The 13,181-nt window shown below is 61.8% G+C and carries 9 protein-coding genes and 1 riboswitch; of the genes, 6 read left to right on the forward strand and 3 right to left on the reverse strand.

The features are described from left to right. Positions 1 to 19 precede the first annotated feature (19 nt). The 4 genes from flgJ to mgtE all read left to right on the forward strand — a co-directional run bounded on the left by flgJ (position 20) and on the right by mgtE (position 6,165). On the forward strand, positions 20 to 1,126 hold the full coding sequence (gene flgJ / locus LG30_RS0113035; RefSeq protein ID WP_033131139.1) for a flagellar assembly peptidoglycan hydrolase FlgJ: 1,107 nt from the start codon (positions 20 to 22) through the stop codon (positions 1,124 to 1,126). A gap of 3 nt (positions 1,127 to 1,129) precedes the next feature. Then, complete coding sequence (locus tag LG30_RS0113040) at positions 1,130 to 3,127, forward strand: FlgK family flagellar hook-associated protein (protein WP_033131140.1); 1,998 nt, start codon at positions 1,130 to 1,132, stop codon at positions 3,125 to 3,127. A 3-nt stretch (positions 3,128 to 3,130) separates the two neighbouring features. After that, entirely contained in the window at positions 3,131 to 4,339 is a 1,209-nt protein-coding gene (gene flgL, locus LG30_RS0113045) for a flagellar hook-associated protein FlgL (protein WP_033131141.1), read from the forward strand. A 189-nt stretch (positions 4,340 to 4,528) separates the two neighbouring features. Beyond that, a riboswitch (M-box (ykoK) riboswitch) is annotated at positions 4,529 to 4,698 on the forward strand. A 123-nt stretch (positions 4,699 to 4,821) separates the two neighbouring features. Continuing rightward, the gene (gene mgtE / locus LG30_RS0113050) at positions 4,822 to 6,165 is read left to right on the forward strand and encodes a magnesium transporter (RefSeq protein ID WP_033131142.1); all 1,344 of its coding nucleotides are present in this window, start codon (positions 4,822 to 4,824) and stop codon (positions 6,163 to 6,165) included. Between the two features lie 67 nt (positions 6,166 to 6,232). Here mgtE and ppx read toward each other — a convergent pair whose 3' ends face one another. The 3 genes from ppx to LG30_RS0113065 form a co-directional block, all read right to left on the reverse strand. Further along, the gene (gene ppx, locus LG30_RS0113055) at positions 6,233 to 7,723 is read right to left on the reverse strand and encodes an exopolyphosphatase (protein ID WP_033131143.1); all 1,491 of its coding nucleotides are present in this window, start codon (positions 7,721 to 7,723) and stop codon (positions 6,233 to 6,235) included. Beyond that, a complete protein-coding gene (ppk1, locus tag LG30_RS0113060) occupies positions 7,713 to 9,782 on the reverse strand; it encodes a polyphosphate kinase 1 (protein WP_033131144.1) in 2,070 nt (689 codons plus the stop codon). Before ppk1 ends, ppx begins: the two co-directional genes overlap by 11 nt. A gap of 76 nt (positions 9,783 to 9,858) precedes the next feature. Then, positions 9,859 to 10,371, reverse strand: coding sequence for a glycine cleavage system transcriptional repressor (locus LG30_RS0113065; RefSeq protein WP_033131145.1), 513 nt, complete (start codon positions 10,369 to 10,371; stop codon positions 9,859 to 9,861). A gap of 212 nt (positions 10,372 to 10,583) precedes the next feature. Here LG30_RS0113065 and LG30_RS0113070 point away from each other — a divergent pair, with 212 nt between their 5' ends. Next, entirely contained in the window at positions 10,584 to 11,435 is an 852-nt protein-coding gene (locus LG30_RS0113070; protein WP_033131146.1) for a DUF2726 domain-containing protein, read from the forward strand. A 261-nt stretch (positions 11,436 to 11,696) separates the two neighbouring features. Continuing rightward, the gene (locus tag LG30_RS0113075) at positions 11,697 to 13,115 is read left to right on the forward strand and encodes a sigma-54 dependent transcriptional regulator (RefSeq protein ID WP_033131147.1); all 1,419 of its coding nucleotides are present in this window, start codon (positions 11,697 to 11,699) and stop codon (positions 13,113 to 13,115) included. Positions 13,116 to 13,181: the final 66 nt, after the last annotated feature.

The raw sequence follows: 13,181 nt of genomic DNA on the forward strand, positions 1-13,181 counted from the left end.
GGCGGCAACGAGGTAGGTTATGGCAGAGTTCGACTCCCAGAGCGGGATCAATCTTGGCATGGTGCAGGATGTCCAGAACCTGGACAAGCTGCGCCGGATGAGCATGAGCAAGGAGGGGAAGGCCGATGCGCTGATGGCGGCGGCTCGCCAGTTCGAGTCCATCTTCACCCAGACCCTGTTCAAGGGGATGCGTCAGGCCAACGCGGTGCTGACCGAAGACAACCCCATGAACAGCAGCTACACCCAGTTCTACGAAGGGATGCTGGACGAGCAGCGGGTCGCCGACATGTCGAGCAAGGGCGGCCTCGGCATTGCCGAGATGGTGGCCAAACAGTTCTCCCCCGAGAAGAGCTTCACCCACGATGACGGGCGGGTGCTCAAGCTGCCCCAGCGCACCGAGCGTGTCTACAAACCCTATCAGCCGCCGACCTCGGCTCCCAATGATTTGATCGCAGCCTCAAAAGTTGGCAAAGATTTTGCTGAAAAAGAGATGAATAGTGAGCTGAATGGGGCCGAGCCCCGGTTTGCCCCGCCCAGACGCCCCCACCGTACCGTGCCTCCCATGGGAGATAGCCAGCGTCTGAGTGGCAGTCAAGGGGTAGAGGGGGCGGGTGGCAGCGCCAAGGTGTTCGACAGCCCGGAAGAGTTTGTGCATCGGTTGATGCCGCTGGCCAAGAAGGCGGCGGACAAGCTGGGACTGAGCCCGGCGGTGCTGGTGGCTCAGGCGGCGCTGGAAAGCGGCTGGGGCAAGCGGGTGATCAAGGACGGGGAGGGACAGATGACCCACAACCTGTTCGGCATCAAGGCCGATCCGCGCTGGGATGGCCCCAAGGCGGTGGTCAGCACCCTGGAATATGAGCAAGGAGTGGCGTCTCGCCAGAAGGCGGCGTTTCGTTCCTATGAGTCGTTTGAAGATAGCTTCAACGACTATGTGGATTTCCTCACCTCGGGCTCCCGCTACAAGGGGGCACTGGCCAAGGCGGATAGTCCGGAACGCTATTTCGAGGCGTTGCAGCAGGCCGGTTATGCCACCGATCCCCAGTACGCCAGGAAACTGAAACAAGTGTTGCGCAGTGATGCCATTGCCGGCTACGCCGCGACCAGGAACACAGAGATGGAGCTGTAAGTTATGGCAAGCGATCTGCTTGGAATTGGAACCTCGGGTGTGATGGCCCAGCAGCGACTGCTGCAGACCACCAGTAACAACATCGTCAACGTCAATAGCCAGGGCTATGTACGTGAACGCACCCTGATCTACACCAATTCCGTCGGATTGGGGACGGGGGACATGATCAGCGAGCGGGTCATCAACGCCTATGCCCAGGGGGAGGTACGCCGCGATACTTCCGCCTACAACGCCTCGAACACGCGCTATAATCAGCTGTTCCAGCTGGACAGCCTGCTCGGTGACACCAGTAACAGCGTGGGCACCACCATTACCTCCTACTTCAAGGCTTTCCATACCGCCAACGAGTCGCCGGCCGAGATCGGCGGGCGCAAGACGACCCTGAGCGAGCTCAACGGCATGGTGGACAGGTACCACACCCTCTCTGCCCAGCTCGACAAGCAGTCAGACACCATCAACGCCACCATCAGCGACGAAACCGACAGGGTCAACAGCCTGCTAAACAGCATCAACGATCTGAACCAGGCCATCATTCGCACTCAGGGGACGCCGGAAGAGAGCCTGATGCTGTTCGATCAGCGCGACGAGGCCGTGCGCCAGCTCTCCGAGAAGATGGAGATCCGCACCGTGACCCAACCCAACGGCAGCATGCTGGTGAACATGAGCACGGGCCACTCCCTGGTGCTGGATGGCGGCGTGGCCCAGTTCAAGGTGGTGGCGGGGGATCCCGACTCTCGCGAGTCGGCCCTGCAGCTCAACCTGGGATCCAACAAGGTCAACATCAACGACAAGGACATCGGGGGCGGCATCGGAGGGCTGTTCAGCGCGCGCCGGGATCTGGAGCCCTCCAAGCGGGAACTGGGGCAGCTGGCCGTCGCCATGGCCGATGCCATGAACCAGCAGAACCGGCTGGGGATGGACTTGGACAACGAGCTGGGGGGGGATCTCTTCTCCCTCAAGGACAGTCAGGGGCTCCCTTATGGCAGTAACACCGGCAATGGTGCCGCCAGCGTGAGCTTCGTGCCCGGCAAGGGGACAGAGGTGACCACCTTCGACTACGAGGTCAAGTTCAGCAGCGCCACCGGCTATGAGGTGTTCTCCATCGACGGCACCGGCAAGCGCACCTCGCTCATGACGGGGGCTACCCCCCCCGCCAAGTTCGAGGTGGCGGGACACGGCATCGAGATCGATATCGAAGGTACTCCGGCCGCCGGTGACAAGATATTGCTGCAACCGACCAAGCATGCTGCAGCAGGTCTCGAGGCCGCGATCACCCGACCGGAAGATATTGCGCTGGCCTCACCTATAAAAGCAGATAAAAACTCTCAAAATATAGGCTCTGGTGAGATAAAGATGACCGGTGTCTATCACACCGGCACGGGGTCGGGTTTTGGCGCCAACAGCCTGAATCCAAACGCGCCTCAGGCCGTCAAGATCGACAACGGTGGCAACTACGAGGTCTATGACAAGAACAACAACCTCATCGGGGTCGCCCCGGCATCCAGCAAGGGCCAGAACCTGATGGCCGCCCTCGAGAGCCCGCTGGGGGGGCCCAAGGTCTATGCCGATCCGACCCAGACCCCGGGCTACGACTTCAGCATCACCGGCAAGGTGGAGGCCAAGGACAGCTTCACCCTGAGCTACAACAAGGACGGCTTCGCCGACAACGCCAACGGGCTGGCGCTGGCGGAGCTGCAAAACAAGACGCTGGTGCGCAAGAACAACAACGCCGCCACCAGCAACGACAAGATGACCTTCAACGATGCCTACAGCGCGCTGGTGACCGGGGTGGGCAACAAGACCAGCCAGGCCAAGACCCTGCTGCAGGCCAACGAAGCCAAGTTGACCCAGAGCACCGGCATCTACGAGAGCGTCTCCGGCGTCAATCTGGAGGAGGAGGCGGCCAACCTCATCCGCTTCCAGCAGTCCTATGCCGCCTCGGCCCAGATAGTCAGCACCGCCAAGACCATCTTCGATACCCTGTTGTCTTCCGTGAGGTAACGCATGCGCATCACCACCAACATGATCTATGACCGCAACCTCGCCACCATGAGCAAGGTCAGCGAGCGCCAGAACACGGCCTACAACCAGCTGATGTCCGGGGACAAGTTCACCCGGGCGGGGGAAGATCCCTCCGGCATGAGCCAGAAGATGGCGCTGACCAAGGAGATCGACTTGTTCAAGCAGTACAGCGTCAACGGTAGCCTGCTGGAGAACAGCCTGGGCCACGAAGACACCGTCCTCACCTCCATCAACACCGCCATGCTCAGCGCCAAGACCCTGATCCAGAAGGCGAACAGCTCGGCCATGGGATCCGAGGAGCGCGGCGCCATCGCAAGCGAATTGGAGGGGCTGCAAAAGCAGATGTTCGACCTGATGAACAGCAAGAACTCCCAGGGGGAGTACATCTTCGGCGGCAACCAGAGCAAGACCCAGCCCTTCGTCAAGGACGCCAGCGGTAACTACGTGTTCCAGGGGGACACGGGCCAGCGCAGCATCCAGGTCTCCCCCACGGTGCAGATCCCGGCCAATGACTCCGGCTTTGATCTGTTCGAGATGGTGGGAACCCGGCGCACCGCCAGCGCCGCCAGCGCCAACATCAAGGTGGGCGTCGGGGATCAGGCGAACTTCGAGAGCTTCTATCGCAACCACTACGACTCGTCTCTTGCCAGCAACCAGTTCACCGTGAGCACCCTGGCGGGTCCGCCGGACACCTACGAGATCAAGGACAGTGGCGGCACTGTGGTGCAAAACGGCGACTACAGCACGGGTAACAAGATAGCCTTCAACGGGCTGGAGCTGACCCTGGACCTGCCCGCAGGCGGCGCGGATCAAAACTTCGTGCTGGATGCACCGAAGAACGACAACGTGCTCAACGGCATGTCCGACTTCATCACGGCCCTGCGCGACCCCACCCTCTCGGCGGACAACTTCCAGCTGGCGGTGGCCAATGCCACCACCCACATGGACAACGCCAGAACCAAGGTGGACAGGGGACAGGGGGACGTGGGCAGCCGGCTCAACAGCCTGGAGCAGGTGATGAGCTCGAACGATGGCCTCAGTACCCTGAACCAGCAGGCGCGAGCCAAGGTCTCGGAGGCCGACATGTACGAGGTGATAGCGACCCTCTCCAAGGAAGACGCAGCCATGAGCGCCACCCAGCTCGCCTTCAGCAAGATAAGCAAGCTGACCCTGTTCGACTATATCCGCTGACATACGCTGAAATAGTGCCCCCCCGTGGCCCGGGGGAGCCTTGTCTCCTCTCCCGCCGTCTGCCGTCCGTTTTCCCACACCGTCGCTCAATTTGTAACAACCCGTTGCCAGGGGCCCTACTAGCTTGACTCGGGCCAGCCTCTGGTCGATGATGCCGCCCGCACAGCCCAGGGCTGTGGCTATTTTTTCGCAGCATCTCGTTAGGCGAGGCTCCTGCATAAACACAGGCCACTGATCTCACGACGTCCAGAGACGCCCAAGATCAGGACAGTTTTCATCGGATTAAGGTGTCAACCCAAGTGGCTTCCGGCATGCCGGATACGTTATGCAGTGCTAAAGCTGGTACGTGGGGATGAAGACACGCCGGACGGCGTCATTTCCTGCCTGTTACTCGTCAATCAAATTGCTGTTTTCTTGCAAACGGCGGCCGGTATGACCGGTTGCTCCCGGGCTCGACCCGGGATCACATGAGGATATCTGTGATGAAGAAAACACACCACCTGCTCAATCGTCATCAACTGCTCGACCTGGCTGCCCTGCAGGGCTGGCTCGCCCGCAACCTGGATCCGGTTGCGCGCGCCGACCAACTGCTGACCCTGCGCCCGGAAGAGCTCAACTGTATCTTCGATACCCTGCCCACCCCTGACGGTGCCGAACTGCTCGTCTCATTGCCAGCGGACTGTGCCGGCCGATTGCTGTTGCGGCTGCATGCCAGCATCGTCGGCCTGTTGCAGGGCGCCATCCCCAGACGGGATCTGCTGGCCATCTTGCGCAGGCTCGATGACGACGATCGCCACCAGCTGCTCGCCCGTTTCCCGGAGCCCGTACAGACCAGCTTCCATTCGCTGCTGGACTGGCCGAGTGAATCGGTCGGCGCCAACATGCGTCACGAATACCTGGCCATCGACGGGCAGGAGACGGTGGGCTGCGCCAAGCAGCTGATCCACGACGCCTGGGACAAGGCCCAGCTGTTTCAGGACTTGTATGTGATCGATGGTGAGCGGCGGCTGCTTGGCAGCGTCTCCCTCAAGTCACTGCTGATAGCGGATCCCCTGCTGCCAGTCAGCGAGTTGATGGAGCGGGAGACGGTGCGCATCGATGCCCGGGCCGATCAGGAGCTGGCCGCCCGTCTGCTGATCGATCGCGATCTCTCGATCCTGCCGGTGGAGGCCCAGGGCCGCTTGGTGGGGGTCTTTCACGTGGACGATGCCGCCGACATCCTGGAGCGCGAGTCCACCGAGGATGCGGAGCTGCAGGGAGGCTCCTCGCCGCTGGATATTCCCTATCTGCAGGCGACGCCCTGGCAGCTGTGGCGCAAGCGGGTGGGGTGGCTGCTCATCCTGTTTGTGGCCGAGGCCTATACCGGCACTGTGCTGCGGGCCTTCGAGGAGCAGCTGGAGGCGGCCATCGCCCTGGCCTTCTTCATCCCGCTGCTGATCGGCACCGGCGGCAACAGCGGCACCCAGATCACCACCACCATAGTGCGCGCCATGGCGGTGGGGGAGGTGAGCCTGAAGAACCTCGGCACCGTCTTGAAGAAGGAACTCTCCACCGGTCTGTTCATCTCGATGACCATCGCGGTGGCGGCCTGGGTGCGGGCCTGGAGCCTGGGAGTGGGTCCCGAGATCGGCATGGTGGTCACCCTGACCATAGTGGCTATCGTGCTCTGGAGCGCCACCGTCGCCTCGGTGATCCCCATGGTGCTGCGTCGTTTCAGGATCGATCCGGCCGTGGTCTCGGCCCCCTTCATCTCCACCCTGGTGGATGGCACCGGCCTCATCATCTACTTCGAGATAGCCAAGCAGATACTGCCCGACTTGCGGTGAGCGGAAATAACAGGGAAAAAACAAAGAGGCAGCCGATGGGCTGCCTCTTTTCGTCTGAGGTGAGGGATCACCCGAGCTGGAACAGCAGGGGCCAGCCCTGCTCCTGGCAATAACGGTGCTCTTTTTCCAGGTTCTGCATCAGCAGGCGGTTTTCGTCGCACCAGTCGAGTGGCAGGGTGACCACCAACTGATCTTCGGCGGCCTGTACGCGCCACTCTGGCAGCAGGTTGTCCTGGCGCCTGTGGTGGGCCGCGACCGCGAGGCGCAGGATACGGATGCAGCGCAGCACCGTCTGTTCGTCGTGGTTGGGCAGGGCGGGCAACTCGGAGAGCTTGAGCCCCTTGCGCTGAAAGCGCACCAAGGCCGCCAGCAGGGCCTGATCGTCCTGGTTGAAACCGGGTAGATCGGTGTTTTGCAAGATGTAGGCGGAGTGGCGATGGATGCCGCTGTAGTTGATGGCGAGGCCAATCTCGTGCAACCGCGCCGCCCAGCCGAGGATGGCGCGGTAGGGTTCGATGGGCATCTGCCAGGGATCGCTCAAGGCATCGAACAGGGAGAGCACGCTGTGCTCGACCCGGGCCGCCTGGCGCTTGTCGATGCGATAGTGGGTGGACAGTGCCAGGGCGGTGCGCTCGCGGATGTCGTGATGCTGCAGTCGCTCCTCGAACTCGTACAGCAGCCCCTCGCGCAGGGCGCCGTCGGAATATTCCATCCGATCGATGGGCAGGGAGGTGAAGAGCCCGAGCAGTATGGCCACCGCCGCGGCGAACACCTCCTGGCGCTCCTCGGTCAGACCCGCGAGCTTGAGCTGATCGACCCTCTTGTGTGCGAGCATCTCCTGTTTGAGGCGCTCCAGCCCCGCCAGCGTGATGCTGCCATCGGTCCAGCCTTCCCCCTGCAACACATCCCGCACGGTACGAATGGAGCCCGAGCTGCCGAGGCAGCTCTGCCAGCCGAGCTTGCGGTATTGGTTGACGATGGGGGCGAGCTGATGCTGCGCTTCCAGCACGGCGTTGTTGAAAGCCTTCTCGCTCAGCTTGCCGTTCCCAAAGAAGCTCTGGGTGAAGCTGACACAACCCATCTTGCGGCTGGTCAGGGCCTTGTGATCGAAGCCCTCGCCGATGATGAGCTCGGTGCTGCCGCCGCCGATGTCCACCACCAGCACCTGGCCCTCGACGTGCTGGGTGTGAGCCACCCCCTGATAGATGAGGCGCGCCTCTTCCTGGCCGCTGATGATCTCGATGGGATGGTTCAAAACCTTGACCGCCTCGCTCACGAAGGCGCGGGCGTTGCTGGCGCGGCGCAGGGTATAGGTGCCGGCGATGCGGATCTGATCAGGCTTGATGTTGGTCAACCGCTCGGCGAACAGGGCGAGGCAATCGAGGCCTCGTGCCATGGCCTCGTCCGACATGCGGCGCTGCTCGTCCATGCCCTCCGCGAGCCGGACCCGTTCCTTGAGGCGATCGACGATCTGCATCCGTCCCTCATTGAGGCGGGCGATGACCATGTGAAAGCTGTTCGAGCCCAGATCGACAGCGGCGTACAGACTATTGTCCATGGTTTGACTCTATGCGTTTGAGGTAGTCGTAAATCGCGACCTGAGAACGCACCTTGCGGCGGTTGCCCCGCTTCACGTATTCGTTGCTCTGGCCTGCATCGATGACCCTTGCCTTGCAGGTATCGCTGAGCTGCAGCTGGAGAATATCCAGGATGCGCTGTTTCAGACGCTCGTCGTAGATGGGGGTCCCCACCTCGATCCGGCCGTCGATGTTGCGGCTCATCCAGTCGGCGCTGGAGATGAACAGCTGGGGGTTGCCCTTGTTGTGGAACACCATGACCCGCGGGTGCTCGAGGAAGCGGTCGATGATGCTGATGACCTGGATGTTGTCACTCAGGCCCGGCACGCCGGGGCGCAGGGCGCACATGCCACGGATGATCATCTGGATCGGCACCCCGGCCTGGCCGGCGGCGTAGAGCCGGTTGATGAGGTCCCTGTCCACCAGGTTGTTGATCTTGAGGGTGATGCCGCTGGGCTGGCCCGCCTTGGCGTTGGCGAGCTCGGCATCGATGAGGCGATAGAGCTGGCGGCGGCTGTTGATGGGGGAGACCAGCAGGTGGTTGAACTTGTAGCGCCGGTAGGGATATTCGATGTATTCGAACACCCCTTCCACCTCGGCGGTGATGTCCGGGTGGCGGGTCAGCAGGGAGAAGTCGGTGTAGATCTTGGCGGTCTTCTCGTTGAAGTTGCCGGTGCCGATGTGGGCATAGCGCACCGCCTCGCCATGCTCGTGGCGGGTGATGAGGCAGAGCTTGGAGTGGATCTTGAGGCTCGGCACCCCGAACACCACCTTGACCCCCGCATCGGTGAGGATGTTGGCCCAGTCGATGTTGGCCGCCTCGTCGAAACGGGCGCGCAGCTCGACCACCACCGTCACCTTCTTGCCGTTGTTGGCGGCGTCGATGAGGGAGTGGATGATGCGCGACTTCTTGGCGACCCGGTAGATATTGATGCGGATGGCGCTCACCGCCGGATCAAAGGCTGCCTGACGCACCAGTTCCGTGAAGTGGTGGAACTTGTGATAGGGGTAATACAGCAGAATATCCTGCTTGGTGATGGCGTCGAAGGCGTTGACGAAGCCGTCGAAGTCGCGGCAATCGAGGGCCGGCAGCTTGGGGTTTTCCAGATAGTCCCGGCCCACGTTGGGGAAGCCGATGAAATCCTTGAAGTTGTGATAACGACCGCCGGGCATGATGGCGTCGTAGGAGCTGATCTGCAGCTTGAGCTTGAGGAAGCTTATCATGGCGGCGGGCATCTCCCGCTCGTAGACGAAGCGCACCGGCATGGCGGTGAGGCGCTGCTTCAAGCCGTCACTCATCTTGTCCACCAGGCTGAGGTCGAGCTGGTCGGAGAGATCGTACTCCGCATCCCGGGTCAGCTTGACCGCGTAGGCCGCTATCTCGTCGTAGTCGAAGAAGCCCTTGAAGATCTCGTCGAGGCAGAAGCGGATGACGTTATCCAGGATGATGATCTGCTTCTTGCGGCGGGTCCCCTCCGGCGGCAGCTGGAAGAAGCGGGGCAGATCGTCGGTCGGCACCTCCACCAGGGCGTACTGGATCACCTGGCCCCCTTTCTTCATCTCGATGGCGAGGTAGGTGTGCTCGTCTTTCAAGAACTTGACCGGGTTGACCTCCTTGTTGAGCAGGATGGGGATGATGTGACGCAACACCTTCTCCCGGAAGAAGACCCGCAGCCACTGCTGAATGGAGTCGGAGATCTGGCTCTCGTTGACCAGGAAGATGTTGTGACGGGCGAGCGCTATCAGCAGCTCTTTATAGGTGTTGTCGAATGCCTCGCCGAGCGCCATCACCTTCTGCTGGATGGCGCGCAGCAGCACCTTGGCCTCGTCGTCGCCGCCGTGCACCTCGTTGATGAGGATGCGGCGCTTGACGTCCGAGACCCGTACCTTGAAAAACTCGTCCTGGTTGGAGGAGAAGATCCCGAGGAAGCGGACCCGCTCGATGAGGGGGACCGTCTTGTCCATCGCCTCTTGCAACACCCGTTCATTGAATGAGAGCCAACTCAGCTCTTTCTCTTCATACTGCTTGTCGGTGCTCATCTGGTGCCTCTGTGATCAGGTTGCGTCTGCGCGGCAGTTATGGCGTCAAACCATGACAATTTTATGACGGCCGGCACTATTCGGTCAGGTCTTGATCGATGTCGACGACGAGATCATCGGAGAGGGACTCCAGCGCCGCGACGAGATCGTCTTGCTCGAGCTGGGGGGGCAAGGCGACCAGGGCATGGGCGTAGAACAAGGGGGCGCCCGAGTGGGGCGCGGGCTCGCAGCCGGTGGTGAGATCGGCGACGTTGATGTTGAGCTGACGCAGTATGCTGGCCACCTCGTGGACGATGCCCGGCCTGTCGTTGCCGGTGACGGTCAGCATCATCTGGCGTGCGGGTTCCTGGCTGAGTTGGCCTTCGGCAAAGCTCACGGTCAGACCCGGCAGCATCACCAGCGCCTCGCACAGGCTGCGGTAGTGTTCATCGGGGACGCTCACGTGCAAAATGCCGGCAAATTGTCCTGCCAGTTCACTCATGGAGCTGGCCAGCCAGTTGCCCTGCTGGCGGCTGATGGTATCGGCCAGACTCTCGACGATGCCGGGCTTGTCTGTTCCGATGACGGTGACGACCAATTGCTTTTGCATCCTGCTCTCCTGTGAGTGGGTTCCCCCCTCATTGTGCCTGCTGTGGCAGGCCATATGAAGCCCCGCCTCGTGCAAAAGTGGTGAAAAAACGCGGAGGCAGGAGGAGGGCTCCATTTCTGCTCTGCCTGTGCAAGGCCCCCCGTGCTAGAGTGTTGCCCCTTCTTCTCCACGTTTTGTGAACAGGATATGTCTTGTGAATGGGATCTGCGCTTATGAATAGCCTTGTCGTATCGGGATTGGTGTTGTTGGTACTGCTCCTGCTGGCGATCGTCTGGGGCAGAGGCAAGAAAGGCAAGGCGTCGCCCTATGATCTGCAGGAGACCCTGTTCAGCCCGGCCGAGCGATCTTTCCTCGGGGTGCTGGATCTGGCGGTGGGCGACCGGGCGCGAGTCTTTGCCAAGGTCCGGGTCGCCGATGTGTTGACCCCACAAGCGCGCATGGGCAAGAGCAAGTGGCAGCAGGCGTTCAACCGGATCAGTGCCAAGCACTTCGATTATCTGCTCTGCCATCCGGCGGATCTCTCCGTGCTCTGCGCCATCGAACTCGATGACAGCTCCCACCGTCACCAGAAGCGCAAGGCGCGGGATCTGTTCCTGAAAGAGGCCTGTGATGGCGCGGGTCTGCCCCTGTTGCAGATCCCGGCCAGCAGCCACTATCAGGTGGAAGAGCTGCGCGAGCAGCTGTTGCCGCTGCTAAGCAAGGCCACTCCTCAGGTTGAGGATCTGTTGCCAGGGGAGCGCCGTGAGCCCACCTTCAGTCCGCTGCTGCTCGATGGCGTGGATCTGAGCGAACCGCGTCATGGGGGGCAGGCGCCGGTCGCATCGGTGTCGCAAGCCGCCAAGCCGGTGTTGGTCGAGCCGGATCCCGAGCTGGTGGACAACCTGTTCGGCAGCCTGGACGAGGAGGAGGATCAGCCTTCAGCCACGCCGCACTGCCCTCGCTGCGATGCCCCTCTGGTGGAGCGGGAGGCCAAGAAGGGTCCCCATGTCGGCCGTCTGTTCCTGGCCTGCAGCCGCTTCCCCCAGTGCCGTTACGCCGCCCCCCACGGTCAGCTCAAGCACTGAGTCCCGAGTTTGGCTCCGACCTCGGTCGGAGCCTGTCCCCGCTCTGCCTGCCGCCCCTGTATCGGCGGTCTTACCGCCAGCTATCAATGATTAAAATACGCCGGTTGTGATCCCCATCCCGATGAACGGAACAGATCGCGACAGCTTTTGACAATCCGCCATTATTTTGGCACTTTGTGCCCCTTAAAACGTGCATGGCTAGCCATATAAGCACGAGAAAAACAAACAGTTTGGCTTCAGGTGCAGAAAAGGATGGAGAGGATGGCAATGGAGGTATTGATTGTCGATGCCGATGAACAGCGGCGCCAGCAGCTGGGGACAGTGCTTTCGTTCATGGGGATCCCCTGGCAAGAGGTGGCGGAGCCTGAGCTGGATGTGGCCATCGAATCGTCCGGCCCGCTGCAAGGGATATTGACGGGAGAACTGCAGGAGCGCCCCCTCGGCGAGCTGCTCGCCGCCTTCCCCCGGATCCCGTTCCTCTCCCTGATTGAGGCCAGTCATCCCAACAGCAACTTCATCGGTGGCAGTGATACCCCCTTCACCTACGAGTCGTTGACTCGCCACCTGCATTTCTGCCAGGCCTTCATCTCATTGCACCCGCGCCAGCAACTGCACGACAAGGGTCAGACCCTGTTGCGGCTGCTGGTGGGCAAGGGCAGGGGCATTCAGGAGGTGCGTCGCCTCATCGGTCAGGTCGCGGAAACCGAGGCCAACGTGCTGATCCTGGGGGAGTCCGGGACCGGCAAGGAGGTGGTGGCCCGCGCCATTCACGAACTCTCCTCCCGCAGCGGCGGCCCCTTCGTGCCCATCAACTGTGGCGCCATTCCGGCTGAGCTCCTGGAGAGCGAGCTGTTCGGGCACGAGAAGGGCGCCTTCACCGGCGCCATCGCGGCCCGTCGCGGCCGCTTCGAGCTGGCCCAGGGTGGCACCCTGTTCCTCGATGAGATAGGCGACATGCCGCTGCCGATGCAGGTCAAGCTGCTGCGGGTGCTGCAGGAACGCCTGTTCGACAGAGTGGGCGGCGGCAAGCCGGTGCAGGCAGACGTGCGCGTCATCGCGGCGACCCACAGAGATCTGGAGGCGATGATCCGCACCCAGCTGTTCCGCGAGGATCTCTACTATCGCCTCAACGTCTTCCCCATCGAGACGCCGCCCCTGCGCGAGCGCTGCGACGACATCCCCCTGCTGCTGCAGGAGCTGCTCAATCGCCATGCCGAGCAGCACAGGGGGATCATCCGCCTGACCCAGCGCGCCATGGAATCCATCATGCAGTACCCCTGGCCCGGCAACGTGCGCGAGCTGTCGAACCTCATAGAGCGGCTGCTGATCCTCTATCCGAACCAGATCGTCGATGTGGTGGACCTGCCGAGCCGTTATCGCCTGCTGCCCTGCGAGCCTCGCGATGAGCGGCTCACCGAGATGGACGAGCGCGATGCCCTGGCCGCCGTGTTCCAGACGCCCCTCGAGCCGGAGCCCGGCAGCGGTGTCTCGCTCCCCATGCAGTTGCCACAGGAGGGGGTCAATCTCAAGGAGATGCTGGCCGATCTCGAGGTGGAGCTGATCCGCCAGGCTCTGGAGTCCCAGGAGGGGGTGGTGGCCCGCGCCGCCGACTTGCTCAGCATGCGTCGCACCACCCTGGTGGAGAAGATGAAGAAGTACGGCATGAGCAAGGAAGTCTGAGGTCAATGCTTTGACACCAAATGTCTAATGCATTGATATGTAGTTGTTATTTTACTGGCATGAAAA

The organism is Aeromonas aquatica (genome assembly GCF_000764655.1).
In the GTDB taxonomy this organism is placed as follows: Bacteria; Pseudomonadota; Gammaproteobacteria; order Enterobacterales; family Aeromonadaceae; genus Aeromonas; species Aeromonas aquatica.

Excerpts from the sequence above, each read along its gene's own strand:
- LG30_RS0113075 (WP_033131147.1), top strand. The coding sequence starts at position 11,697 with ATGGCAATGGAGGTATTGATTGTCGATGCCGATGAACAGCGGCGCCAG.
- LG30_RS0113065 (WP_033131145.1), bottom strand. The coding sequence starts at position 10,371 with ATGCAAAAGCAATTGGTCGTCACCGTCATCGGAACAGACAAGCCCGGC.
- mgtE (WP_033131142.1), top strand. The coding sequence starts at position 4,822 with ATGAAGAAAACACACCACCTGCTCAATCGTCATCAACTGCTCGACCTG.
- LG30_RS0113040 (WP_033131140.1), top strand. The coding sequence starts at position 1,130 with ATGGCAAGCGATCTGCTTGGAATTGGAACCTCGGGTGTGATGGCCCAG.
- flgL (WP_033131141.1), top strand. The coding sequence starts at position 3,131 with ATGCGCATCACCACCAACATGATCTATGACCGCAACCTCGCCACCATG.
- ppx (WP_033131143.1), bottom strand. The coding sequence starts at position 7,723 with ATGGACAATAGTCTGTACGCCGCTGTCGATCTGGGCTCGAACAGCTTT.
- LG30_RS0113070 (WP_033131146.1), top strand. The coding sequence starts at position 10,584 with ATGAATAGCCTTGTCGTATCGGGATTGGTGTTGTTGGTACTGCTCCTG.
- flgJ (WP_033131139.1), top strand. The coding sequence starts at position 20 with ATGGCAGAGTTCGACTCCCAGAGCGGGATCAATCTTGGCATGGTGCAG.
- ppk1 (WP_033131144.1), bottom strand. The coding sequence starts at position 9,782 with ATGAGCACCGACAAGCAGTATGAAGAGAAAGAGCTGAGTTGGCTCTCA.